The organism is Mycobacterium sp. MAC_080597_8934 (assembly GCF_000523975.1).
Classification (GTDB): Bacteria; Actinomycetota; Actinomycetes; order Mycobacteriales; family Mycobacteriaceae; genus Mycobacterium; species Mycobacterium avium.
Genome location: NZ_JAOS01000004.1, coordinates 401,599 through 427,295, shown reverse-complemented (window position 1 = coordinate 427,295; position 25,697 = coordinate 401,599). Strand labels below are relative to the sequence as shown.

Sequence of the window (25,697 nt, the reverse complement as noted above, 5' to 3'; positions counted from 1 at the left end):
AATGGCCGCATCCAGCAAGCGCTGTGGCGTCCTGGTCGGAGTCGACGGATCGCCGGCGTCGAATTTCGCTGTCTGCTGGGCCGCGCGCGACGCGGCGATGCGCAATGTGCCGCTGACGCTGGTCCACATGGTCAACGCCGCCACGGTGTGGCCCCAGGTGCCGATGGCGGCCGAAGCCGTGGCGTGGCAGGAGGACGACGGTCGCCGGGTCCTGCAGGAGGCGGTCAAGATCGCCGAAGACGCCACCCGCAACGGCCGGAAACTCGCGATCACCACCGAACTGTGGCACGCACCGCCGGCGCCCACGCTGGCCCAGTTGTCGGAGGAGGCGGAACTGGTCGTGGTCGGCTCCACCGGGCGCGGAGCGATCGGCCGGGTGTTGCTCGGTTCGGTCAGTTCCGGCCTGGTGCGACGCGCCCGCTGCCCGGTCGCCGTCATCCACGACGAGGATCCGATGATGCCCTACCCGCAGCGGGCGCCGGTGCTGGTCGGGATCGACGGATCGCCGGCATCGGAACTCGCCACGGCGATCGCCTTCGACGAAGCGTCACGGCGCGGTGTGGACCTCAACGCGGTTCATGCGTGGAGTGACACGCAAGTTTTCGGGCTGCCCGGCATGGACTGGCCGGCGGTCAGGTCGGAAGCAGAGCGGAGTCTGGCCGAACGGCTGGCCGGTTGGCAAGAACGCTATCCCGATGTCACGGTGCACCGAATGGTGGTCTGTGACAGGCCGGCTCGCCAGTTGATCGAACAATCCGAATCCGCGCAGCTGACCGTCGTGGGCAGTCACGGCCGCGGCGGCCTGGCCGGCACCCTGCTGGGCTCGGTCAGCAATGCCGTCGTCCACTCGGTGCGCATGCCGGTGATCGTGGCCCGGCCGTCGTAAAGCGTCACGCCCGCGCGGTGTGAATACGCCTGCCCGACAGCGTGATCCACCGACGGCACCCGGCGAGCTGCGCCGGCGCTCGCAGCCGCGGCTCGGGTAGCCGTCCGGGCGGTAGTATCTGTGCCGTCGGAGGCAATCAGAGAGGGCCGCGCCTGATGACATCGCCCGGCGCCGACCGCTATCTGAGCGCGGCGTTTCGCAACAAGAGCCTGCCCGAGCGTCTTCGCGACCTCGAGGCCATGGTGGAAGCGATCACCGACTGCGCGATCATCCAGCTCGACGCCAACGGCGACGTGGCGCGCTGGTGCCCCGGCGCCGAGGCGATGACGGGTTACTCGGCGGCCGAGGCCCTTGGCCGGCCGGCGGCGCTGCTCTACACCGCGGAGGACCGCGCCGCCGGACTGGCCGAACGCGAATTGGCCGCGGCGCGCGAATCGGGCCGCTGCGAATTCGAAGGCTGGCGAGCACGCAAGAACGGCCAACGGTTTCGCGCCGGTGTCGCGTTGTCCGTATTCACGGATGACGCGGGCAGCGCCATCGGGTTCACCACGGTGATGCGCGATGTGACCGCCGAACACCAACGAGCGGAAACCATGTTCCACGCGCTGCTCGAGTCGGCACCGGACGCGATGGTCATCGTCGGTCCGGACGGGCGCATCGTGCTGGCGAACGCTCAGGCCGACCAGATGTTCGGCTATCCGCGCGAAGAGCTGATCGGCCGGGAAGTGGAGATTCTGATACCGCCCCGGCATCGCGGTTCCCACGAGCGCTATCGCACCGGCTTCTTCGCCGCCCCGGCAGCCCGGCGCATGGGCGCCGGCCTGGAGCTGTGGGGGATGCGTTGCGATGGAACCGTATTCCCGGTCGACGTGAGTCTGAGCCCGCTGCAGACGGAACAGGGGGTGATGGTGTCGGCGGCCATCCGCGACATCACCGAGCAGTTGGCCGTCCAGGCGGAGCTCACCGAAACCCGCGCTCAGGCCGAGGTGCTCGCCGAGCGGGACCGGATCGCCGGCGATCTGCAGGACCATGCCATCCAACGCGTCTTCGCCGTCGGTCTCGCGCTTCAGGGCACCATCCCGCGGGCGCGTTCGGCCGATGTGCAGCAACGCCTCAATGCGGCGGTCGACGATCTTCACGCGGTGGTGCAGGATTTCCGCACCGCGATCTTCGACCTGCGCCACACCAAAACCGATGTCCCCGGGCTGCGGCAGCGTTTCGATGAGGTGATCGGCCGGCTGGCAGAGGGTTTGGCCACCACCGTGCAGTACAAGGGGCCGCTGTCGGTGGTGGAAGGCGAGCTCGCCGACCAGGCCGAAGCCGTCGTCGCCGAAGCCATCGGCAACGCGGTGCGGCACACCGCGGCCACCAAGCTGACCATCGCCGTCGAAGTCGCCGACGAGGTGAGCATCGAGGTCATCGACAACGGCAAGGGCCTGCCCGACGACGTCAGCGAGGCCGGGCTGAAGACGTTGCGCCGGCGCGCCGAACGGGTCGGGGGCACGCTGACCGTCGGCGCCGCCGCGGGCGGGGGCACCCGATTGCGCTGGGTGGCTCCGCTGCCCTGACCGCTGCTGCGTCAGCGCCGCAGCGCAACCCTGGTCATACATCGCTTGCCATATGTATGGTGCTCATACGTGCCGATCCGGGCACCGGGATGACGGGAGAAACGCAGTGGCAGAACGGTTGGCCGGAAAGGTGGCCCTGGTCAGCGGCGGTGCCCGCGGCATGGGCGCATCGCATGTGCGGTCGCTGGTGGCCGAGGGAGCCAAGGTGGTCTTCGGTGACATCCTCGACGACGAGGGCAAGGCCGTCGCGGCCGAGGTGGGGGAGGCGACACAATACCTGCATCTCGACGTCACCAAGCCCGAGGATTGGGACGCGGCGGTGGCCACCGCCCTGGCCGAATTCGGCCGGATCGACGTGCTGGTCAACAACGCCGGCATCATCAACATCGGCACCCTGGAGGACTACGCGCTCTCGGAATGGCAGCGGATCCTCGACATCAACCTGACCGGAGTGTTTCTGGGCATCCGCGCCGTGGTCAAACCGATGAAGGAAGCGGGCCGCGGCTCGATCATCAACATCTCCTCGATCGAGGGCATGGCCGGCACCATCGCCTGCCACGGTTACACCGCAACCAAATTCGCGGTGCGCGGGCTGACCAAGTCGGCCGCATTGGAGCTGGGCCCCAGCGGAATTCGGGTGAACTCGATCCATCCCGGGCTGATCAAAACCCCGATGACCGAATGGGTTCCCGAGGACATCTTCCAGAGCGCCCTGGGCCGCGCCGCCGAACCCAAGGAGGTGTCCAACCTGGTGGTGTACCTGGCCAGCGACGAATCCAGCTACTCCACCGGCTCGGAGTTCGTCGTCGACGGCGGCACCACCGCCGGCCTGGGCCACAAGGACTTCTCCAACGTCGAGACCGACGCTCAGCCGGACTGGGTCACCTAGCCCTTTGCCGCGAAAGTGCTACTGCCGACGCATTTCCCGAGTGGGACCGTCGGCAGTTGCACTTTCGCGTGGTTCAGGCGTCCGCAAGCACCTCGCGCTCTTGGGCGGCCGGCTTCGGCCAGGGGGAGGGGACGGGGCGTTGGCGGACTCGTTGGGGCCACCAGAACCATTTGCCCAGCAGGGCGGCGATCGAGGGGGTCATCAGTGACCGCACGATCAGGGTGTCGAACAGCAGGCCCAGGCCGATGGTGGTACCGACCTGTCCGATCACCGTGAGTTCGCTGACCGCCATCGTCATCATGGTGAAGGCGAACACCAGCCCGGCCGAGGTCACCACCGAGCCGGTGCCGCCCATCGACCGGATGATGCCGGTGTTCAAGCCGGCGTGGATTTCTTCTTTGAACCTGGCCACCAGCAGCAGGTTGTAGTCGGCGCCGACGGCCAGCAGGATGATGACCGACATGGCCAGCACCATCCAGTGCAGTTCGATGCCGATCAGGTGCTGCCAGATCAGCACCGACAGCCCGAACGATGCACCCAGTGAGAGCAATACGGTGCCCACGATGACCGCCGAGGCCACCACGCCGCGGGTGATGATCAGCATGATGATGAAAATCAGGCACAGCGAAGAGATTCCGGCGATCAACAGGTCGTAGTTGTTGCCGTCGCTGAGGTCCTTGTAGATCGACGCGGTGCCCGCCAGGTAGATCTTGGAGCCCTCCAGTGGTGTTCCCTTGAGCGCTTCGTAGGCGGCTTTCTTGATCGCCCCGATGTGCGAAATGCCTTCCTGGGTCATCGGATCGCCGTCATGGCTGATGATGAACCGCACGGCGTGCCCGTCGGGGGAGATGAAGTTCTTCATCCCCTTCTTGAACTCTTTGTTGTTGAAGGTCTCCGGGGGCAGGTAGAACGAGTCGTCGTTTTTGGAGGCGTCGAATGCCTTGCCCATGGCGTTGGAGTTCTTCTGCGCCTCGTTCTGCTGATCCTGTAGACCCTTCTGGGTCGAATACATGGTCAGCATCGTGGTTTTCATGGCCTTCATGTTCTCGATCATCGAGGGCATCAACGCCACCATCTGGGGCATCAGCGTGTCCAGGTGATCCATGATGGGCAGCAGGCTTTGGATGTCGTCGGTCATGGTGTCGATACCGTCGAGCGCGTCGAACACCGAGCGCAGCGACCAGCACACCGGGATGTCGTAGCAGTGCTTTTCCCAGTAGAAGTAGCTGCGCATGGGCCGGAAGAAGTCCTCGAAATCGGCCATTTTGTTGCGTAAGTCGTTGATGTCGATGGTCATGTCATGCATCTTTTGCACCATCACATGCATGTCGTTGGACATCTGCACGGTGATGCTTTGCATCTTTTCCATGCTGTCGATGGTGGTCTGCATCATGTCGGCCTGATGCAGCATGTCGGCCATCTGGTCTTGCTGGTACTTCTGGTTCATCTGCTGGGTGACGCCCTGCATGCTGATCTGGAAGGGGATCGAGGTGTGCTCGATTGGGGTGCCCTGCGGCCGCGTGATGGCCTGCACCCGCCCGATCCCGGGTACCCGGAAGACCGTTTTGGCGATCTTGTCGATCACCAAAAAGTCCGCCGAGTTGCGCAGATCGTGGTCGCTTTCGATCATCAGCACTTCGGGGTTCATCCGCGCCTGCGAGAAGTGCCGGTCGGCGGCCGCGTACCCCTCGTTGGCGGGCAGGTCCGTGGGCAGGTAGTTGCGGTCGTTGTAGTTTGTGCGGTATCCGGGCAGGGTCAGCAACCCGACGAGTGCCACCCCGATCGTGAGGACCAGGATCGGGCCGGGCCAGCGCACGACGACGGCGCCGACCTTGCGCCATCCCCGAATCCGTTGCGTGCGCCTGGGTTCCAGCGTCTGACGGAAACGCGAGGCCACCGAGATGACCGCGGGGCCCAGTGTCAACGCCGCCGCGACCACCACCACCATGCCGATGGCCAGCGGGATGCCCAGCGTCTGGAAGTAGGGCAGGTTGGTGAAATGCAGGCAGAACGTGGCGCCGGCGATCGTCATCCCCGAGCCGGCCACCACGTGCGCGGTGCCCTTGTACATGGTGTAGTACGCGTCTTCGCGGGACTCGCCGACCGCCCGGGCTTCCTGATAGCGGCCGATCAAAAAGATCGCGTAGTCGGTGGCGGCCGCGATCGCCAACGTGACCAACAGGTTGGTGGCGAACGTCGACAGGCCAATGATCTTGTAATAACCCAGGAATGCGACCATCCCGCGGGCGGCGGACAGCTCGAGCACCACCATCACCAGCGTCAGCAACACCGTGATGACCGACCGGTAGACCAGCAGCAGCATCCCGATGATGACCGTGAAGGTGGCCGCCGTGATCAGCTGCAGGCTGCGGTCACCGGCGGTGTGCTGATCCGCCGACAGCGCGGCCGGGCCGGTGACATACGCCTTGACCCCGTTGGGTGCCTGCACGCTCTTGACGATGTTCTGGACCGATTCCACCGACTCGTTGGCCAGCGCCTCACCCTGGTTACCGGCCAGATAGACCTGGACGTAGGACGCCTTCCCGTCGTTGCTCTGCGCCCCCGCCCCGGTCAGCGGATCACTCCACATATCCTGAACGTGCTCAACGTGTTTGGTGTCCGCGTTAAGCCGGCGCACGATCTCGTCGTAGTAGGCGTGGGCGTCGGCGCCCAGGGGTTGTTGGCCCTCGAGCACGATCATCACCGAGCTGTTGGACTTGTACTCGTTGAACACCGCGCCCATGCGCTTGGTCGCGACGACCGACTGCGCGTCGTCGGGAGTCATCTCCACCGAGCGCATCTTGCCGACCTCGTCGAGCTGCGGGACGACGACGTTGAGCACCGCGATGAGCGCGATCCAGCCGATGATGATCGGCACGGCGAACGTCCGGATGAACCGGGGGATCTTCTCCCGCACGGGCTCCTTGACGACGGGGATGGCGTCGGTTCTGGTGTCGTCGAACGTTGTGCTCATGCGGATTTCACCAAGCAGAAGGTCAGGGCGTGTACGCCGTGGGTGATGTTCTCGTCCTTGACTTCGTCATCGATGGTGATGCGGCACCCCAGGGTGTTGCCGTCGCTTTGCGCCGAAAGGTTGGGGAAGACCGACGGGGCGGTGGTGGACAGCACCAGCGTCCACGGCAGCGGCGCGCCATCGACGCGCTTGGGGTCGGCGGACAGGTCCAGATAATTCACGTTGGCCTGGCTGGCCGAACCGAACACCTCGTACTTGACGACCTTGGGTTTGAACGGCTTGGAATCGTCGAGCCGCGGGCTGGTCAGGATACCGGTGTCGTGGGCGCCGAAGAAGGACTTGACCCGAACCACGGCGAAGCCGCCGACCAGCACCACCGCCACGATCAGCAGCGGCAACCAGGCGTTGCGCACAAGTCTCGAAATCTGCACCTAGTTCCCTTCCCCATCACGCGGTCGTGACGCGGGTCAGCGGTTGTGCCGCCGGGGCCGTGGGCAAGCGAGTGCCCACACGCCGCGCTGCTCAACAACGAGTTACGTCGATTGCCGTGGTTCGTGTGCGCTCGAGCGTCACGCGCGGTGAATGCTGGCCCTTACACCGGCTGACGTTCCCGGTAGCGACACCCGGATCGCCTTGTTGCTGAAGCCTCCCCGCGTACCGCCACCAGCGCATAGTACATGATCTGCATACCTTGCAGTTTATGCAACATTTGCTGGAGGTGTTTCAGGTCACTTGGTGAAGATGCTGTTCACCAGCGCCGCGGCCCGCTCAACATAAGGCATTGGCGTGTCGTCGGTTTCACTCGCCTCGCCGCTCGCCCACTTCTCGATGCCGGAACGCACCGCCGTCAGGGCCAGCGCGGAGATCAGCGGGGCCATCTCGTCGTCGGGCTGCATGCCTTGGCGGCGCACGATGATGTCGGTCAACTGGTTCTGGAATCGTTCCAGATCGGCGAGGAACGCGGCCAACACCGCGGGGGAGGTCTTGGCGAGTTCCAGCATGTTGGCGGCGTGTTCCCGTCGTGGGGGCACGTCACGCAGGTGGTGCGCCGCCAGCGTGATCAGCTCCGCCAGCACCACCGAGTAGGGGGCCGGTCCGGCCGCGACGAAGTCGGCGACCAACTCCGGCGGTATGTCCGAGGGGCCGTAGGCGATCGCGGATTCCTTGTTGGGGAAGTAGTTGAAGAACGTGCGCGTCGAGATTCCCGCTTCGGCGCAGATCTCGTCCACGGTGACCTTGTCGAATCCGCGTTCCAGGGTGAGGCGCACCGCGGCATCGCGGATGTCGGCGCTCGTCTGGCGGCGACGGCGCTCGCGTAGCCCAACGGGATTGGCCATACTCATATAGTTGCACGTCGTGCACACTTTGCACTCAAAAGCCGTCGGCTCGGGGCCGGGCGGACCGCCCCGTCCGCCGCGCCGGCAAACATGGCGCGGCTTGTCCGGCGGGGCTGAGCAGAGCCGCGGGTGGTGCCCGTGGCGCGTGAGAGCGCTTGTCGCACAATGGAATTCAGCGGTGTACCGGGCCGGGCTGGCTTGTCACCCGTTGGGGGCGAGAGCACCGCGCAGAAAATCGCACTGACTTTCGAAGAATTTGGCGGAGATCGGCGCCTTGTCCACGATCTGGTCGAAGGCGTGAAACGCGCCGGGGACGATCTCCTCCTGCACCGGAACGCCGGCCTCGCGCAGACGCCGCGCGTACTCCAGGCACTCCGGATAAAAGAGGTCCAGGGTGCCGACGCCGATCCAGGCCGGCGGCAAGCCCGACAGGTCCTTGCGGCGGGCCGGTGCCGCCTCGTCGGGATCGGCCCCGTTGAGGTACCACTGCCAGGCCAGCTGGTTGTCGGATTCGGTCCACATGAGGCGTCGGGGGCCGTCGCGTTGGGCGCCGGTGCGATCGTCGAGCATCGGATACACCAGCATCTGGAAGGCGATTTTGACGTCGTTGCGGTCGTGCGCCCGCTGCGCCAGGGTGGCCGCGAAAAGTCCACCGGCACTTGCCCCACCGACGGCGACCCGCTCCGGATCCACCCACGGCTGGCGCGCCAGCCACAGCAGGGCCGCGTAACAGTCCTCGACCGGCGCGGGGTACGGGTGTTCGGGAGCCAACCGGTGTTCCACCGCCGCGATCGCGACACCGGTGCGGTGCGAAAGCTTGCGCAGGTACTTGTCGTCCTGGGCGGCGTGCCCCATGACCGTGCCGCCGCCGTGGATCCACAGCAGCGCGGGCGCATGCTCGGCGAGGTTGGGTGGACGGTGCAGCCGGACGGTGACGTGCTCGTTGACCGCGACCACCGGCACCGTGCGGAGGCGGCCCGCGTTGCCCATCAGGTTCATGATGGCGCGCTGCAGCTTGAGACCGCGGTGCAGGGCGTACCCGCGGGGCAGGAATCGAGCCACCTTGCGCAGATCGGGATCCACCACCTGGGGCGCCGTGAAGGCATTGTCGGGGAGCCGGTCAGCCATCGAGTGCCCTCGGTTTCCGTGCGGTCTGCGTGCGCCGGTGGACACGCTGACCATACAGGACCGGGATAGTGTCGACGGGGTTTGCGAATCGCGGGTACGCCTCACCCCGTAGCGGGCCTCCAGCTGCCGGGCATCATCGGAACGGTCGGTGCGCCACCGAATGCGTCGCCGGCCATCCTGGCCAATCCCGACGCTCGCCGCCCGGTCACCGTGGTGACAGCCAGCCGGCCCGCGCCGCGCTCGGAGGTCAAAGACGAATTCGGTTGTGGGACAACTTCTGCCGCGGCCCGCTCGTCCGGCTCGGTGTCCGCCTCCGGGTCGAGGAATTCGTAGCGGTAGCCGCGGTCGACGCGGCTGGGGGCGTTTCGCCGGCGTCGCCGGGTTTGTCGATCGGCCGCGGTCGGGGCCGGCGCGGCCGCGGCCGCCGCGGTGGCATCGGCGGCCGGGCGGCAGTTCTTGCCCGAAACGCTCGACTCCGTCGCCGCCCCGAGAACCCCCACCAAGTAGGGTGAAACGAAAGCCTGTGCAGTAAACGATGTTTCGGGTCCAATGATCGTCGGTGGCGGTGTGGGTGGTGCGCCCGGGGTAGCCGCCGTCGCCGGTGATGCCGGCATCGGGGCCGCGCCGGGCGACGACGCCGTGCCCATGGTCGGTGCGGCGCCGACGGTCGGCGGCGGGGGAGCGTCGGTCACCGGAATCGTGGACGGTGACACCGGTGGGGTCAGCGTGGGCGCCGGGACCGCCGCCAGGCCGGTCAGGCCCGCCAAGCCTCCGGCCGCTCCCGCGGGCACGATCAGCAAGGGTGTGGTCAGCGCGAGGGTGTACACCGGATTGCTGAGAAAGAAGCTCAGCAGCCCGGCCGGGTTGTAAAGAATCAGCCAGATCAGGTACAGGGTTCGGTGGATCACGAACTGAAGTGCGAGCATCACGATGGTCTCGAGCAGTTGCGCGGGGTCGTGCGCGTACATCGGAATCAAGGTCTCCACCCGTGACAAAAACATCGACAGGCTCGGATGCATCGACCAGCCCTGCGGCGAAAACGGGTTGAACGGAAACAGGGCTTCCAGCCATTCCTGAAGGTTTTGCGGCAGTGCGGTTCCCATTACGTACGGATTGCCGCCGCTCATCCCGGAGCCACCGCTCATGCCGGCGTTCATGATCTTCGGGGCCGCCGTGGCCTGCGGCGTGGAAGCAACGGCGGTTGTCGAGACGGCCTGATACGTGCTCATGGTGGTGGCTGCCTGCACCCACATTCGCGAATAGTCCGCCTCGTTCAGCGCGATCGGAATGGTGTTGACGCCAAAGAAATTCATCGAGACCAGCGCCGCGTGCATCGCGTGGTTGGCGGCCAGCTCGCCGAGCGTCGGCATCGCCGCCAGGGCGGTCGTGTAGGCGGTCGCGGCGGTTTCCTGCCGTGCGGCCATTGCGGCGGTGTCCGCGCTGGCCTGTGTCAGCCAGGCCACGTAGGGCGCATGAGCGGCCGCATACTGGGCGGCGCTGGGTCCTTCCCAGGCTCCGGCTTGAACCTCATCGAGCAGCGCGGTCAGTTCGCTGGCGGCTGCTGCATATTCGGTGCTCAGTGAGCTCCACGCGCCCGCCGATGCCAGCAGCAGCCCGGGTCCGGGCCCGCTGGACAGCAGCGCCGAATGGATCTCCGGCGGGAACGCCATCCAGATCGGCGCGGTCACTGCCGGCCTTCCGAATTACAAGGTGTTGCAGTGGCTTTCGAAACGACCCGTGCGTGACCGCCATGGGGGGCGCGACCCATCACCGGCTGACTCCTTTCGGCCGCTGTAGCGAGGCCTGAAGCCATGAGTGTATGTCGCCTGATATCCGCAAATGCGGAAATAATGCTGGAAAGTTCCTGTATATACGGAGCGAATGGGCTGTGGCGCCGCTTGGTCGACGTCGATCAGCTGGTGCTCGTCATGCGAGCGACGATGCGCATGGCGCCACGGCTGAGGGAGTGGCGTATTCGCTGGGCGGGGGACTGCGGGATGGGGTGGGGTGCGGTGCCGAGCCGCGGGAATAGGGCCAACGCGTTGGTGCGCTCGATAGCACCACGGGTGCTGGTGCCGAGGGCTGGGTAGGTTTCCAATCCGGCGGCGAACAGTTTGCCGACGGCGACCGGGGCGAACGGCCAGTCCGATCCGAAGGTGATGTGCCCCGGTCTGGCGAAGGCCAGCAGCGAGGGTAGCGCCGCCGCGCTGGAGGATAGCGCGGTGTCGAAGTAGAAGCTGGAGAAGTCGTCGAGGACATCGGCGAAGCTGCGACCGGTGTCGGCCATGATAGCCATCGCCATCCGGTGACTCGCATAGGGCACGAACCCGCCCGCGTGGCTGAGCAGGAACCGGATGTTGGGATACCGGTTCCGAATACCGTTGCGCACCAACAGGTAGGCAGATCGAGTGGTGTCCAGCAGGAAGTCGGCCGCGAACGGGGCAACGCCGGGCACGGTGGGTCCTGGCAATTCGGCGGGATGGATGAACACCACGGCGGAGCGATGGTTGAGGGCGTCAAACAGCGCGTCCTGCCCGTCCTGCCCGACGTACACGCCCGCATTGTTGGCCAACAGTACAACCCCGTCGGCGTTCAATTCGTCAAGTGCACGAACGGTTTCTGCGACCGCGGCGTCGACGTGCGGCATCGGCACGGTGGCGAAGAACCCGAATCGGTCGGGCTGCGCCGCCGCCAGTTCGGCGGTGTAGTCGTTGAGGTCGCGTGCCAGCGCGGCGGCGTCGGCCGGCTCGGACAGGAAGGTAGTGCCGGGCGTGGATACCGACAGGATGGCGGTCCCGACGTCGAGCTCGGCCATGGTCTGCAACGACGCCTCCGGGCTCCAGTCGGGCAGTGCTCGTCCGCCGGCTTCGTCGATCCCTTTCTGTTGTAGTGCTTTCCGGTAGTCGGGTGGGATCAGGTGGTGATGGGTGTCGATGCGCAGCATTGCGAGCTCCTTTGGGTCAGTCGTCGGGGATTCCGGTGCGCGCGAATGCGGGTACGGTGTTTTCTCGGTGCAGCAGCGAGATGGCTGCGGACTTGAATTGGGCCAGTTTGTCGATGATGGTCTGGCCCTCCGGGGTGTGACCCCAGATGCTGATTCCTTGGTATGTCGTTGGTTCCCAGGTGTTCTCGTCGACGACGACAGGGTTCCAGCCGACTTCCCATTCGAATCCCGAGGGCGAGATGGCGTAGTAGGACAGTTCCCGGTCGTTGGTGTGCTGGCCCACCGACAGCGCCATCTTGAACCCGAGCGCTTTGACTCGCTGATACGACGCGGTCATGTCGTCGAGGTCGCCGACCTGGATGTTGCAGTGCTGGATGCGAGTGCGGATCGGGTTGATGGGCAGCCGGTTGGCCGCGGCGATCGCCACCGAATGGTGACGCTGGTTGACCCGCAGGAAACGGATCTTGAACTTGAGGCCGCTGATCGTCTCGTCGATGTAATCGCTTAAGCGGGCATCGAAGACGGTGTCGTAGTAACCGCGCATCTGCTGCGGCTCCTTCGACACGATCGCCACGTGACCCATGCCGCCTTCGCCGGTGACGAAGCCGCCGCCCACCCGCATGTCCAGTGGCGTATGGCCGGTACGGGCCCGGGTGAAGATCTCGTGTGCCAGCCCGTTGGGGCCGGGGAACCGCACCAAGCGGTCGACACCGCGCAGGGCGGCCTGCTCAGGCGTGCCCTCAGTGAGGGGCACCTCGTGCCGGGTGAGGCGGGCGAGGATTTCCTCGAACGTGGCGTGGTCGTCGAGTTGCCACCCGAGAGCGGTGACGTCCTCGCCCGCGCCGCGCTGCAACAGGAACCGACATGCGTTGTCGTCGAGCCGAAACCGCATGGCGTCGGGCAGGACGTCGTCGAGGTGCATGCCGATGGCGTCGCGGCCGAACCGGCGCCAGTCGGCGAACCTGTCTGTTTCGATGACGATATAGCCGAGGTGAACGTTGCCGAAGATGTTCATTGGGCGAAAACCGATGTGTTGTCCAGGAATTCGGTGACGAGCTTGTTGAACAGGTCGGCGCGCTCCCACTGCACCCAGTGGCCGGTGCGCGACGTCATCACCAACTCGGCGTTGGGCATCAGATTGAGCAGCATCGGCCCGCCCGCCGGACGGTTGACCTTGTCGTTGCGCCCCCACAACACCAACGTCGGCGTGCGGAGTCGCTTCAGCCGGCGGTCGCGGGTGAGATCCATGCGCCACAGTGTGCGCAGCGCCATCGGGCCCGATGGGCGGCGCAGCGGCGGATCCGCCACTACTTCCGGATCGATGGAGGCTTGGTAGCGCAGGTCGATCAGCTCGTCGGGCACCGAGGCGCCGTCGTACACAAGGTAATTGCGGATGAAAGCTTCCAGCTTGTCGCGGCTGGGCCCGCGACCGCCGTAGTAGGCCAGGAGGCTGTTCAGACCGGCCGTGGGAAGTCCCCGGGTGGTTCCGATGCCGCCGGGGCCGATCAGCACCAGCTTGCCCACCCGCCGGGGATTGTCAAGGGCCAGACGCAGAGCACACGATCCGCCGTAGGAGTTGCCCACCAGGTGCGCGGAATCGATGCCGAGCTCATCGAGCAATCCGCGCATCGTGTCGGCGAGGTATCCGAACGGGTCCGACTGGTCGACGCCTTTGGCAGATCTGCCGTATCCCGGCATGTCCGGCACGATCACGCGAAATTTCTCCGCAAGCGGGTCGATGTTGCGCGAGTAGTTCGACACGCCCGAGGCGCCGGGTCCGCCGCCGTGCAGCAGCAGTACCGGCGCGCCCGTACCCTTTTCGGCGAAGAAGATTGATTTGCCGTTCACGGTGACGGCGTGCTCGGCCATGTTGCTCGTCGTCATGCGGAGACTTCCGTTTTGCTCGGGGTGGTAACGGTGTTGCCGCTGTAGCCGGGCGGTGGCTTGGGTAGGTGATGCTCGGATTGCGCTGCGGCATAGATGAATCCGTCGGGACGGAGCACCACTGCGGCGGCTTTTTTGCGCCCTAGCCAGCGGATGAGAGGGGCATCGGTGATCTGGATCAGCGGGACGTCTAGCCGTGTCCACTCCTGCGCGCCGGCTGGCGCTGGCCCAATATGCAGGATTGCCCACTGCCCTCCAAGGAGATCGTCGAGGCGAATTCGCGCACCATTCGGTTCGGCCACCCACGGCTGCGGGATCTGCCAGCCGACAGCGCGCGTTTTTCCGGCGGCGAAGAAGCCGTCCCGGTAGCGGGCGCCGGGAATCCACGTCAGCTTCTGCAGCCCGGCATTCACACCGGGCACCCGCGTCAACGCGCGCAAGCCGTGATTACGGAGGGCGACGACGGCGCGGTTGCGCTCGGTGATGACCCGTCCGACACGACACGCGCGGCGGGTGACCTCCCTGACGTGCGGCTCGCGTTCGGTTTGGTAGGAGTCGAGCAGCGATTCCGGCGCCTGCCCGCGCAGAACGGCGGCAAGTTTCCAGCACAGGTTGGCCGCGTCACGCACCCCGGCGGACATGCCCTGCCCGATCCACGGCGGCATGGCGTGCGCGGCATCTCCGGCGAGGAAGATCCGTCCCACCCGCCAGCGCTCGGCGACGCGGACGTGGTGGCTGTAGATCACGGCGCGCAGGATCTCGACGTGTTCAGCGGTGATGCCCTGATCGCCCAGAACCTGCCAGATCGCCTCTTCGCGAAGCAACTCCGGCTCATCCTCATCCGTGCGGGCGGGGTATTCCCAGCGGTGGTGGCCGAGTGGAGTCGGGCAATCCACGGTGGGGCGGTTTGGATTGGCCCAAAACCGCAGTCGGTCATGGGCATCCCACGCCTTGAGGACCTTGGTGTCGATGACAACCCACCGCTCCGCGTAGGTGCGGCCGGAATACCCGATGCCCAGCTGGCCGCGAGTGGGTGACGATCCGCCGTCGGCGGCGATCACATACGAAGCGCCGAATCGTCTGAAAGTGTCCGTGCGCAGGTCGGCCACCATGAGCTCGACACCGTCGCCATCTGGTCGGACACGAAGGCATTCGTGTTCCAACAGCACGTCGACGGATACGAATCGTCGCACCCCCTCGCGCAGGACATGATCGACCGCCGGCTGATAGAGAAACTGCTGCGGCGGATGCCCGCACCCGCGTGGAGTGATCTTCAAGTCGATGAACGGCACCCCGGCGGCGTCGACGAAGTTCAGCGGACGGTCAGGCAGCATGTCGCGCTGCAGTCGGTCGGCCAGACCGACCGACTGCCAGATCCGCATAACCTCCTCGTCCGTGGAGATCGCCCGGGCACGACCGTACACATCAGAGTCACGCTCGAGCACAAGCACTTTCAGGCCAAGCCGGCCGAGCAGGTTGGCGGCGGTCGCGCCGGTCGGCCCGTACCCGATCACCGCTACGTCATAGATGTCTGAAGTGGGCACAGTCGTCTCGCATCGTCGAGGGCTTGTCCTGTAGTGATCACTACGGTAATGTAGTGATCACTACGGAGTCAAGCACCCGGGGGAGGAGAGCGGATATGGCGGCCACGAAGCAGCCGAAACGGCGCAAACGCGCCGACGGTGAAATGTCGCGTGAACGCATCCTCGACGCCGCCACCGCGATCGCCGCCGAGCGCGGTTACGAGGCCACCAGTATCGGGCTGGTCAGCGCGAAGTGCGGCCTGCCCGCCAGCTCCATCTACTGGCATTTCAAAAACAAAGATGACCTGATCGCCGCGGTCATCGAGCGCAGTTTCGCCGACTGGCGCAAGGCGTGGCAGGTTCCCGACGAAGGCGCCCCACGCGACCGGCTGGCCGGGCTGGCGATGCAGATCGCCAAGGCGCTGATGGACTCGCCCGACTTCATCCGGCTCGGGCTGATGCTGGCGCTGGAACGCCGACCGGTCGAGCCGCGCGCCCGCGCGATGTTCATCCAGGCCCGGGCCCAGGCCTATGACGAGCTTGCCGACATCGTGCGCGAACTCGCCCCGGGGCTCACCGACAAGCAGATCGACCAATTGGTCACTTATGCGATCGCCGGCGCCGATGGATTGTTCATCGCCAGGGAGATCGGTGGCGATGCGGTGAACCTGGTGGGGCTCTTCGAGCTGCACGCCGGAGCGTTGTACGACGCGGCGCTGCGGATGATTTCGGAGAATGCCGGTCAATGATGCTGAGGCATAACGCGATCCGCGAGGCGGCCGATCTGCTACACGACGCGCAGCGCACCCGCAGGCCGATCGGGCCGCTCACCGAACGCTTCCCCGGCCTGGACGTCGCCGCCGCCTACGCCACCCAGCAGGCCAACCTGAATCGCCGGACCGCGGAGGGCCGCCTGGTGGTCGGGCACACAAGCTGGTCTTCGACGCCACCTCCGCCACCGCGCATCGTGCCAACTGGTCCAAACTGGTCAGCAGTGGGCGTGCGCGACGACGCCTGATCGCCGGGGACCGCGACTCAGAGGAGCAATACGGCCACGCCGACGCTGGCCGGGCTATCAATGGTGCGGCGGTTAAGATCGGATGTCCCCGGTGTCGACGTGGAGGGTGAGGCTTTGGCTGCGATCCCGGTCATTGCGCTCACCGGTCACCTCGGGGCCGGCAAGACGACACTGCTCAACCACCTGTTACACCATCCCGGTACGCGAATCGGTGTGATAGTCAACGACTTCGGCGACATCAACATCGACGCCGGTCTGGTCGCCGGCCAAGTCGACGAGCCGGCTTCGATCGCTGGCGGATGCATCTGCTGCCTGCCCGACGGCGGTGGGCTCGACGAAGCACTCGGCAAGCTCGCGGACCCGGCTCGGCGCCTGGACGCCATCGTCGTCGAGGCCAGCGGGTTGGCCGACCCGGTGGCAATCGCGCGGCTCATCGGGTTCAGCGAAATCCGGGGGGTCCGTCCGGGCGGGTTGGTCGACGTCGTCGACGCCGTGAACCACTTCGACACCGTGGATCGTGGCTCGCTGCCGCCGGTACGCTACGGCGCGGCCTCGCTGATCGTCGTCAACAAGCTCGACCAGGTGCCCGAGCGGGAACGGTCGGTCGTGGTGCAACGCGTTAGAGAACGTGCGGCGCAACGCAATCCGCGCATACATGTGGTGGGCACAATCGGAGGTCGGATAGCCCCGGAGCTGCTCTTCGACGCGTCCGCCAGGCCTGAGCCGACCGGGCAGCTGTCCTTTGTGGACCTGGTGCCCGAGCACGAGCATGACCACGTCCATGCGGACGCCGTCACCGCCCACAGCGATGGCTGCATCGACCCCAATGCCCTCCTCAACCTTCTCGAAAACCCACCGCCGCAGGTGTTCCGGATGAAAGGCGTCGTGGCGGTGCGGCAGCGCGCGACGGTGCGGAACTATGTCGTCAACCTGGTGGGTAGCGCAATCGACATCGCCAAGGCGCCGCCGAAGGCCACGGCCAACCGTCTGGTGGCCATCGGAATGCATCTCGACGTCGCCGCTGTGCGGGCGCGACTCGATCGCGCGCTGCAGCCGGTCTACGGTCCGGCGTGGGGGCAGGCGTCGCGGCGGCTGCAGCGATACCTGCGGCTCAGCGCCTGAGAGGCGATCCGGCAAGATACGTCGTGATGTCATCTTCGCTCGGCGACGTGCTCGCCACCTTGGAGCTCGAGAGGGTCGGCCAGTGGCGCTTCGTCGGGCAGCAGCTTCCGGCGCCCGCCAATCATATTCTCGGCGGGCACATCTCGGCGCAGGCTTTGTTGGCGGCAAGTCGCACCGCGGCGGGCCGCGAACCGCACAGCGTCCATACCTACTTTCTGCGGCCGGGGGATTCGCGTCAACCGGTTGACTTCGAAGTGGTTGACCTCCAAGAGGGCCGGACGTTCTCGGCGCGACGGGTCACAGCACGCCAGGACGACAAGATCCTGATGGAAGCGATGTCGTCGTTCAAAGTCGTCAATTCCGCAGCCGCGCAGGTCGTTTACCAACCAAACATGCCGGAGGCTCCCAGCCCGGAATCCCTGCCATGGGTTGCGCCGCACCTGGCGGAGGCCGACGAGGGCTCCCGGGGGCGATGGGCGAGCCTGCGCTGGTTCGAGCGCCGGACCATCGAGACCGAGACCGTCCCACCCGCACGGGCGCCGATGTGGTGGCGACCCGACGGGCGTGTGCCTGATGATCCGGTGCTGACCGCCAGCCTGGTGGCCTACATGTCGGCGGTGACGCTGACGGAGCCGGCATTCGCGGCGCGTGGCGGTGTCGGGGCGTCAGCTCAGCGTGACCACTCGGTGTGGTTTCACGGTCGGGCGGTGTTGTCGGATTGGCTTTTCTACGACCGGTCGTCACCCAGCAGTGCCGGCTCGCTGGCGCTGGCGAGTGGGACAATGTTCAACCGCACCGGCGAACTGGTATGCACGGTGAAGCAAGAGATGTACTTCCCTCCGCAGACAGCATGAAATCCTGTCATGGCGCGGGCAGCTCGTGCGGAGCCTGCGGCCTTTCAGGATGTTCGGCGCAACCTGATGACGTCGCGTTGCACACAGCCGACACGTTCGGCGGCCTCGGCGACCGAGAGTGCGGGGTTGAGGAGGATCTGCAACTCTTCGGCAGTGAAGGTCGGTTCCACATCCCAGGGGGCTTGGTCCCATCCGGAGTCACTGAAGCCGGAAAACAGTTCGTCGCGCATGGCGTCCTCACGAAATAGGAAGAAGGAGAAGGGATTTCGTCGGTAAGGTCAGGCAGGAAGTGGGCTGCATCGCCCGCCTGGTGACCGCTTGTGTCGATAATACCTTCGTTGTGATCACGTCGCAGTCTTACCCAGCCGTGCGGCGCAGGCTCGGGTTCTCGAGCTGACCGTTGTGACCAGGCAGGTGGGGAGTGGCGAATGAAAAAATTGGGCGGGCACGTAAGTCGCCGCCGCGGCAGTGGGATGGGGTTTGGCGGCGTGGCGAGTCAGTGCCGCGGCGGGGTGTCGCCGAGTCCGAGATGTTGACGCACGGTGTCGGTGTGCAGGGCCTGCATCCCGAGCCGGGTTAGTCCGATGGCAGATGATCCGCTGCTGCCAAACGTGCGTATGAGCAGGCATGCGCGTTCAAGGATCTGTGTTGCTTCGGTGATGGCCCGAACGTCGGGATCATCGAATTCATCTTCGCGGCCCGGCCCACGAGGTGGGTGGTATTGACCTGTCTTGCACCAGCCGACAATGCTGTGCATCTGACCGTTGCCGTTTTCCCAAGGAGACCGCGCAAACAGCGGCAGGATGGTGGCGGCCACTTCGGCGACCGGCCATGTGAGCCACCACGGCGGAGGGTTGTTCATCTTCGCATTCAAGCACGGTCGTGGCATCGGTGTGGCTAGAGTTGTCGGCCATTTTCTCGGTCCTGGTGGCGGCCCGAGCGGGAGCACGCGGTCGTGCTCGGAGATCGCATCCAATCATGTTGGAGTCTGGGCGATGTCGCGCAGCTAGGCGAGGGCTCGGCTGCGCTGTTGGAGCAGTTGCGCGGCGCGGGTGTGTTCGATGGCGGTGCGGGGTCGATGCCGGCCGCGGTCAATGAGCGACTCAGGCGGGCGGCGAGTGCGGTGGTCATGAACAATGGCACTCATGACCCACTCGGCAGGGTTTGCAGCCAAGGCGTTGCTGTTCGATGTTCAGGGCACGGTTACCGATTTCCACTCGACCGTGTGCAGCGAAGCTCAGCGTATCTGCGGCAGCCGGAATCAGGACGTGGACTGGAGCGACTTCGTAAACAGTTGGCGTGCTGCGTACTTCAGCTGTCTGGAGGCGGCGAAACCGGACCGCGACAATTGGATCACGGTGCACTCGGTATACCGCAGCAGCCTCGAATCACTGCTGGCCGAATACAGCATCACCGACTTGACCGCCGCTGAGCGTGAGGAACTCACCCTGGCGTGGCAGCGCCTCGTGCCGTGGCCCGACGTGCTACCGGGGCTGACACGGCTCAAGAAGAAGTTCATTATTGCCACCCTGTCGAACGCGGACGTGTCGGCGCTGATCAACATCGCGAAACGTGGCGGACTGCCCTGGGATGCAGTGTTCGCCGCCGAAATGGCCGGCGTGTTCAAGCCCGATCCGGCGATCTACCATATGGCGGCGCGATACCTGGGACTCGCACCGCGGCAGATCATGATGGTGGCCAGCCACAAATACGACATTCGTGCGGCCGCGAGCCTGGGTTTCCAAACAGCCTTCGTTGCCCGTCCATTCGAGTTCGGACCCTTGGGATTGGCCGACACAGCATACGACGACGCGTTCGATGTCAACGCTGCAGATTTGCTCGACCTCGCCACCCAGCTATCCTGCTGAGCACCCGATTTCATATTGGTTCGCTCGTCTTTATTCGGCTTCGTAACACCCTCGGTCGGGCGATCCGCAGGAAAGCGTCACAGTGACAAAACGATACGCTGTGGGGCGCCCACTGCCTGACCCGGCCGTGCGCAGCAATTTCGTTCGACCAAACTCCGGGGGATTGCATGTGATGATTCCGCGTCTTGCGCCGAAGTTGTCGGGTTCTCGTGATCCGGCACTGAAGGCGCGGGCAGGGCGACGAACCAGTGGCCCTAAAGCCGTCGTAGGCGCGGACATTCGGACGGCCCACGAATGTTCCCTTTGGTCGAACACTTCGATGGGAACCGCTCTGCTCGATCCACAGCGTCAATACGTCACGGTGACGAAATGCAACGCAGGGCGGGGCGGGGGCGAGACCGTCGGCGCGGGAGCGGGTTTCGAGGATCTGGGCGGCGAGACGGAACCACGCACTGTCCTTGGGAAGTATCAATACGTTCCTGGTGGGCGAATGGCTTCTCGCGAGCCGGCCGAAAGTAGTGAAGAGCCGGGCGAGTCGGGTCCATGCGGTGAAGCCTCGAGACGCGGGCCGATCCATCTCCGAGTTCCGAGGTGTAGTCCGGGCCTCGACACTGGCAGCCGTTCTACCGATAAGCAACATTATGTCAAGTCAGCGATCAGATGAATCACCGACGTTCCAAGTGACCCCTTTCATGGCATGCACAACAGCACGGACTCGATCCCCCGCCTCGCCGACGTCGAATCCAGCTCTCAGGGGTAATCGAATTGATTAGCTGACGGGCACGTGGCGGCTAAGGAAGTCGAGCTGGTCGGTGACGTTGCGTTCGAAGTCCGCACCGACGTAGATGTCGAAGTGGCCTGCGTCGTAGAGCTTGATCTCGCCGCGCGGTGCCTGGGCGGCGTACTTCTGGGTCGCCTTGGCGGGGGCGACAGTGTCGTTCGCACAGATGGCGAACAAGATCGGGCATGACACCTTGCGGGCTTGACGTCCCGGGAAGTGCCGGATGATGTCGAGCGCGAAGCGGGCGGCCACCTCCTTCGGTACGTGCTGCCCTTCGGGGATCAGCGCGGACACGCCGGCGACGCTGTCGGGAGAGGACATCAGCGAAGCCGATCCGGGCGGGCCATAGGACGGCACCATCACCGGCGGACGTCCGAGCCGGGCGCCGATGGCATCGCGCACGGCAAGGGCGGTGACCTTGACCGAACTCACCGGTGGGATGGCGAATGAGGAGGCGAACCCGTCGGTGAATGGGCACTGCGAGATCGCGGCGGCGATGCGCTTGTCCTGGGCGGCGGTGATTATGGTGTGGCCGCCGCCAAAGGAGGTGCCCCACACCACGACTCGGTCGGGGTCGATGCCATCGAGGGTCCGCGCGTAGGCGACGGCCGAGCGCCAGTCCTGCAGTTGCTTGTCGATGTCGAGCAGTTGGCGCGGTTCGCCGGAACTCGCGCCGAAGTGGCGGTAGTCGAAGACCAGGCAGACGTAGCCGGCAGCGGTGAACCGCTCCGCGAAGGCATCCAGCCGCATCTCTTTGACCCCGGCAAGGCCGTGCGCCATCACGATCACGGGCCGTCGATCGTCTGCGGAGTGCGAAGAGGGTGTGTAGAGCCAGGCGGCACAGGTGCCGTCGGCCGAGGTAAAAGTGAGGTCGCTTCGGGTCATGACGCACACAGTAATGGAAGGAATACAAAGATTGGAAGTGAATCCAACTATTGCATGGGTTACAGTTCTGGTGTGAACGCCGCCGCTCCTGCACCTGCGCCGATGACCCGCACCCAGCAGCGCGCTGCCGAAAATCGCCGTACGGTCATCGACGCTGCGCGGGAGATCATCGCGACGCAGGGCGTCGAGGCCCTCACTCTTGAGGCCGTCGCCGAAAAGGCCGACGTGGTTGTGCAGACCATCTACAACCGCGTCGGCGGGCGTTCCGCTCTACTGACCGCAGTGGCCGAACAGGCACTCGAAGAGAGTCGCGTCTACATGGATCCGGCCTATGAGGCGGACGGCACCGTGGAAGAGCGAATGATGTTGGCGGCCAACGCCTATGCGCGTTTTGCGCGCGAAAGGCCACACGAGTTCCGGATTTTGGTCGAGCCGCCGAACGAACCCGAGGCTGTCGCACGCATCGCCGAGCTCACCCGTGCCCAGAACGCACGCCTCACTGCGGTGCTCCGCGAAGGCATGGCCGCCGGTCTCATTCGCGCAGACCTCGATCCCGACGACGTCACCACTGCACTGTGGGCAACCTTCAACGGTCTACTCGCACTGGCCTGGCGTCCCGGGGGCCTTCAGGAAAGCCCCGAAACCATCGACCGCCTTCTTGCCGCGTACATCGCCACGGTGAGTGACGGCCTGCGAACCCGCTGATGCCAAAACCATTGGAATCCCGTTCGGTGCCACCTGCCGGAACCGTCGAATGGCGCTACCAAAGCAGCCGCTGAGTCCTGCGGATCTACGGCCGCAACGTAAAGCCGGTACGGTGCGGCAGCCGATCCAATAGACAGGACGATCGCACGGAATACGGTGGAATCGAATACTGAGGGTTACCAGTCAAACCCGTCGTACTGCATGACGAATCAGAGCCCACCCCCTGCCGTCGCCGAACTGCTCGGCTACAGCCACAAAGTCACCCAACGCCACGCCGAGCTTGCCGCCCAATCCGCTTGCGCGGTTGGGGGCTGTCGCGGCCGCCCGCGTGGAATCCGACTGAACCAGTTCGCCTCCCGCCCCGTGGTTCGGGCGTGCGCGAGGCTCGCCACAACAGTTGCGCACGCCACCAGCCCATGGGTGAATTGCTTCCGCCGATTCGTTCCCGGGCTGCGCGGCTAGCCCCGAAAATGCGGAAGAGGACGGTGGGCATGGAGCCCTTTGAGCAGGATGGCCAAGAGGACGAAACACCAGGCGACACCGAGCGTCGCCGCCGCTTCATGCTGACTCGGCGGAACGCATTGCTCGGCATGGGCGCGGTTGCCGGATTCGCCGCGGTGGACGTCGGCGGGTTCGCCTACGCGGGCGGGTGGCTGCGCCCCGACTCCCCGCTCACGCCGCCGCGGTTCGCCGATCGCTTCGAGCACGTCTACGGCCGCCACGACGGGTTCCGGCGAAATCACGCCAAGGGCCTCAGCGCTACCGGGTCGTTCACGAGCACCGGCGCGGGCGCGGCGATCTGCCGGGCGGCGGTCTTCCGGGAGGGCACCGTCCCGGTCGTCGGCCGGTTTTCGCTAGGCGGGGGCCTGCCGGACCAGGCGGACAAGCCCGAGACTGTCCGCGGCCTCGGGCTGTTGTTCGACGCGGGTGGCCAGCAATGGCGCACCGCCATGGTCAACGTGCCGGTCTTCACCGATAGCACGCCGGAGGGGTTTTACGAGCGCCTGCTCGCGTCCAAACCCGTGCTCTCAACCGGGAAGCCCGACCCGCAGAAGATGGCCGCGTTTCTCGATCGTCACCCCGAGACGGCCGCGGCGATGAAAATCATCAAGCAGTCGCCGCCGAGTGCCGGGTTTGCAGACACCACGTTCTACGGGCTCAACGCCTTCTTGTTCACCAACAGCGCCGGCGCCACCGTTCCGGTGCGGTGGTCGGTAGTTCCGCAGGACGGCGGCGTGGCCGGCGCATCGGGGCCGACGCGTGGCAAGGACTTTCTTTTCGACGACCTGATCCGCACGCTGGCCCAGCGGCCGCTGAAGTGGCGGCTGATTCTGACGGTGGGTGAGCCCGGCGATCCCACCCACGATGCCACCAAGCCGTGGCCGCAATCGCGGCGCACCGTCGACGCCGGCACCGTCACCATCACCGCGGTGCACACCGAGGAAGAGGGCAACGCGCGCGACATCAACTTCGACCCGCTGGTGCTGCCCGACGGCATCACGCCGTCCGACGATCCGTTGCCCGCGGCGAGGTCGGCCGTGTACGCGCGGTCCTTCACCCGTCGCGCCGAGGAGCCCAAGTCGCCCAGCGAGGTCAACGTGGCGCGGGTGCTGCCATGACCAGCGGGACAAACGAAACAACCACGGCTCCAACGCGTTTCGCCCTCCCGTCGCGCATCCTGCACTGGCTGATGGCGCCGATGGTCATCGGGCAGCTGCTCATCGGGGTGGTCATGATCACATCGTTGACCTACTATCCGCTGCTGCTGGCCATCCACCGGCCGCTGGGCGCCTTGATCCTGGCGTTTGCGGTGGTGCGCCTGGCGAACCGGTTCACCCACCGGCTGCCGCCCTTCCTTGCCACGATGGGCCCCGTCGAACGGCGCGTCGCGACATGGTCGGAGTACCTGCTCTATGCCCTGCTGCTAGCCCAGCCCTTGACCGGGTGGGCGATGCTGTCGGCGGCGCGGTTCCCGGTCGTCTTGGTGGGACCCGTGCATCTGCCCGGCATCGCACCGCACAACGTCGACGTCTATGCGGCGCTGCGCCAAGCCCACAACGTCGGCGCCTTCCTGCTTTTCCTGACCTTCACGGCCCACGTCTGCGCGGTCCTCTTTCATACGCTCGGCCTGCGCGACCGGCTCCTCGATCGCATGGCGCTGTGGCCCACCAAGCCCGTCGCCTCGCAGCAGGACGAAATCAAGGCGTGACGGCCGGCCTCGATGCCCTCAACACCTCATCGCCGGCCGAGTTAGTGCCCCAAAAGGGGCGACCTCTCCCCCTCCAGGCAAAAGCACGGGACCCCGAAGATGGCGACCATCGCGAGTAGTTGAGCGCGATGATCAACGAGCCCCATGGTGTGTGAACGTAAACACTATCGCCCTCTGGCGTGATCCGGGGGTACTCCCACGTCGCGCGCCGGCCGTCGGTGAAAAAGCCGGCGTGGTGATAGGCCCGCAGCTCAGGAGTGCGCGCTACTACCTCGGCCGACCGCCGAGCGTGGAGTTGTTGGCGTCGAAATGGCCGATTCGGCACAACAACTCGACGTTCGGCGCCAGGGTCCGAGGTGCCGCTCGGCGAGCTTGGCGAACGTCGCCACCAGCCGGTTGCGGTCCCCGGTGCGGCGGCCAGCGTAGGACTTCGGTCCCCTGTGACGCACGAGACATAGTTAGTTGGATTAACCATTTCGTCCGTGCGGGTAGACGAGATGGCATGAACGCGAAACTTTCGAAGCTCACACCAGTTCTCTTCGCCGGTGTCGCTGCCGCAGGAATCGCAGTCGCACCCTCCGCTTTCGCCGATCCGGAACCCCCGCCGCCGGCCCCTCCGGCTCCCGGTTGCTATAACCCTGACGGCACCCCCTGCACGCCGTCGGCGGGCCCGCAGGGAGCCGGTGCCGAAATTCCGGGCGGCCCAGGGGCGTTGGCGCGCTCCGATGGCCACGTCTCGGCCGGAATCCCCGGTGGCCCCTGGGCTAAAGCGGGGCCGGGTGGAGGAATCGCGTGCGTACCAGGCGGTCCGTGCCGAACCATCACCTTGCCTGGATAACGCTTCATTCACTTCACGTTCGGCGCGAGGGGCGACTGTCGGGTCACCCCTTGCGCCGAACTCGTCTGAAGGTGCGTTCGGACCGTTGACGGTGGGACTAGGCAAAACCTACAAACCGCTCGCAACCGCTGAAAAGCGCCTCACCGTGCGCGGTCGACCGGATCCGGTCCTTAACTCAGTGTCAAGATCGTGCCCACGGCGACGCTGATCACCACCATGATGGACACCAAGATCACCGTTATCGACGTGTCCATGGCCATGAGAAAGTCCCCATCTGTGGCCAG

Annotated in this window: 23 protein-coding genes; 11 read left to right on the top strand and 12 right to left on the bottom strand. The window is 65.7% G+C overall.

Translation table 11 applies throughout. The features are described from left to right. Position 1 precedes the first annotated feature (1 nt). The 3 genes from NF20_RS04770 to NF20_RS04760 all read left to right on the top strand — a co-directional run bounded on the left by NF20_RS04770 (position 2) and on the right by NF20_RS04760 (position 3,343). Complete coding sequence (locus NF20_RS04770; RefSeq protein WP_009976768.1) at positions 2-886, top strand: universal stress protein; 885 nt, start codon at positions 2-4, stop codon at positions 884-886. Between the two features lie 155 nt (positions 887-1,041). Further along, positions 1,042-2,454 carry a PAS domain-containing sensor histidine kinase gene (locus NF20_RS04765; RefSeq protein ID WP_033710835.1) on the top strand — a complete coding sequence of 471 codons (1,413 nt, stop codon included), beginning with the start codon at positions 1,042-1,044 and terminating at the stop codon, positions 2,452-2,454. 106 nt (positions 2,455-2,560) lie between these two features. Then, positions 2,561-3,343, top strand: a complete 783-nt coding sequence (locus NF20_RS04760; protein WP_023881592.1) for an SDR family oxidoreductase — start codon at positions 2,561-2,563, stop codon at positions 3,341-3,343. A 73-nt stretch (positions 3,344-3,416) separates the two neighbouring features. On the opposite strand, the gene NF20_RS04755 is transcribed toward NF20_RS04760, so the two are convergent. The 9 genes from NF20_RS04755 to NF20_RS04715 form a co-directional block, all read right to left on the bottom strand. Further along, positions 3,417-6,317 (bottom strand): RND family transporter, encoded by a 2,901-nt coding sequence (locus NF20_RS04755; protein ID WP_033710834.1) that lies wholly within the window; start codon positions 6,315-6,317, stop codon positions 3,417-3,419. After that, on the bottom strand, positions 6,314-6,748 hold the full coding sequence (locus NF20_RS04750) for an MmpS family transport accessory protein (protein WP_011724837.1): 435 nt from the start codon (positions 6,746-6,748) through the stop codon (positions 6,314-6,316). Before NF20_RS04750 ends, NF20_RS04755 begins: the two co-directional genes overlap by 4 nt. A 297-nt stretch (positions 6,749-7,045) precedes the next feature. Then, positions 7,046-7,654, bottom strand: a complete 609-nt coding sequence (locus tag NF20_RS04745) for a TetR family transcriptional regulator (RefSeq protein WP_010949340.1) — start codon at positions 7,652-7,654, stop codon at positions 7,046-7,048. 201 nt (positions 7,655-7,855) lie between these two features. Then, positions 7,856-8,782 (bottom strand): alpha/beta hydrolase, encoded by a 927-nt coding sequence (locus NF20_RS04740; RefSeq protein WP_033710833.1) that lies wholly within the window; start codon positions 8,780-8,782, stop codon positions 7,856-7,858. Between the two features lie 101 nt (positions 8,783-8,883). Further along, entirely contained in the window at positions 8,884-10,470 is a 1,587-nt protein-coding gene (locus NF20_RS04735; protein ID WP_033710832.1) for a PPE family protein, read from the bottom strand. Between the two features lie 224 nt (positions 10,471-10,694). Continuing rightward, complete coding sequence (locus tag NF20_RS04730) at positions 10,695-11,726, bottom strand: amidohydrolase family protein (protein WP_033710831.1); 1,032 nt, start codon at positions 11,724-11,726, stop codon at positions 10,695-10,697. A gap of 16 nt (positions 11,727-11,742) precedes the next feature. Next, complete coding sequence (locus NF20_RS04725; protein ID WP_033710830.1) at positions 11,743-12,741, bottom strand: VOC family protein; 999 nt, start codon at positions 12,739-12,741, stop codon at positions 11,743-11,745. Further along, on the bottom strand, positions 12,738-13,610 hold the full coding sequence (locus NF20_RS04720) for an alpha/beta fold hydrolase (protein ID WP_033710829.1): 873 nt from the start codon (positions 13,608-13,610) through the stop codon (positions 12,738-12,740). The genes NF20_RS04725 and NF20_RS04720 overlap by 4 nt, the downstream gene beginning before the upstream one ends. Beyond that, on the bottom strand, positions 13,607-15,154 hold the full coding sequence (locus NF20_RS04715) for a bifunctional 3-(3-hydroxy-phenyl)propionate/3-hydroxycinnamic acid hydroxylase (RefSeq protein WP_033710828.1): 1,548 nt from the start codon (positions 15,152-15,154) through the stop codon (positions 13,607-13,609). Before NF20_RS04715 ends, NF20_RS04720 begins: the two co-directional genes overlap by 4 nt. 95 nt (positions 15,155-15,249) lie before the next feature. Between NF20_RS04715 and NF20_RS04710 the strand changes: the two genes are divergently transcribed. From NF20_RS04710 to NF20_RS04695, 4 genes are all read left to right on the top strand, one after another. Further along, complete coding sequence (locus NF20_RS04710) at positions 15,250-15,882, top strand: TetR/AcrR family transcriptional regulator (protein ID WP_023881598.1); 633 nt, start codon at positions 15,250-15,252, stop codon at positions 15,880-15,882. After that, entirely contained in the window at positions 15,879-16,151 is a 273-nt protein-coding gene (locus tag NF20_RS27080; protein WP_023861562.1) for a hypothetical protein, read from the top strand. Before NF20_RS04710 ends, NF20_RS27080 begins: the two co-directional genes overlap by 4 nt. A 114-nt stretch (positions 16,152-16,265) precedes the next feature. Next, positions 16,266-17,273 (top strand): CobW family GTP-binding protein, encoded by a 1,008-nt coding sequence (locus NF20_RS04700; protein WP_019732058.1) that lies wholly within the window; start codon positions 16,266-16,268, stop codon positions 17,271-17,273. Between the two features lie 26 nt (positions 17,274-17,299). Then, positions 17,300-18,127, top strand: a complete 828-nt coding sequence (locus NF20_RS04695; RefSeq protein ID WP_019732059.1) for an acyl-CoA thioesterase — start codon at positions 17,300-17,302, stop codon at positions 18,125-18,127. A gap of 44 nt (positions 18,128-18,171) precedes the next feature. Here NF20_RS04695 and NF20_RS04690 read toward each other — a convergent pair whose 3' ends face one another. Next, on the bottom strand, positions 18,172-18,357 hold the full coding sequence (locus tag NF20_RS04690) for a hypothetical protein (protein ID WP_015632645.1): 186 nt from the start codon (positions 18,355-18,357) through the stop codon (positions 18,172-18,174). A 266-nt stretch (positions 18,358-18,623) separates the two neighbouring features. Continuing rightward, positions 18,624-18,989 (bottom strand): hypothetical protein, encoded by a 366-nt coding sequence (locus NF20_RS27075; protein WP_031354081.1) that lies wholly within the window; start codon positions 18,987-18,989, stop codon positions 18,624-18,626. Between the two features lie 274 nt (positions 18,990-19,263). On the opposite strand from NF20_RS27075, the gene NF20_RS04685 reads away from it, so the two are divergent. Beyond that, the gene (locus NF20_RS04685; protein ID WP_019732060.1) at positions 19,264-19,995 is read left to right on the top strand and encodes a haloacid dehalogenase type II; all 732 of its coding nucleotides are present in this window, start codon (positions 19,264-19,266) and stop codon (positions 19,993-19,995) included. Positions 19,996-20,764: 769 nt separating this feature from the next. Here the strand turns inward: NF20_RS04685 and NF20_RS04680 are convergent. Beyond that, complete coding sequence (locus NF20_RS04680; protein ID WP_170945447.1) at positions 20,765-21,661, bottom strand: alpha/beta hydrolase; 897 nt, start codon at positions 21,659-21,661, stop codon at positions 20,765-20,767. Positions 21,662-21,763: 102 nt separating this feature from the next. On the opposite strand from NF20_RS04680, the gene NF20_RS04675 reads away from it, so the two are divergent. From NF20_RS04675 to NF20_RS04665, 3 genes are all read left to right on the top strand, one after another. Then, positions 21,764-22,366, top strand: coding sequence for a TetR/AcrR family transcriptional regulator (locus tag NF20_RS04675; RefSeq protein WP_019732061.1), 603 nt, complete (start codon positions 21,764-21,766; stop codon positions 22,364-22,366). A 491-nt stretch (positions 22,367-22,857) separates the two neighbouring features. Beyond that, positions 22,858-23,985, top strand: a complete 1,128-nt coding sequence (locus NF20_RS04670; RefSeq protein ID WP_286203389.1) for a catalase family peroxidase — start codon at positions 22,858-22,860, stop codon at positions 23,983-23,985. Next, positions 23,982-24,575, top strand: coding sequence for a cytochrome b (locus NF20_RS04665; RefSeq protein WP_033710826.1), 594 nt, complete (start codon positions 23,982-23,984; stop codon positions 24,573-24,575). The genes NF20_RS04670 and NF20_RS04665 overlap by 4 nt, the downstream gene beginning before the upstream one ends. The last annotated feature ends 1,122 nt before the right edge of the window (positions 24,576-25,697 follow it).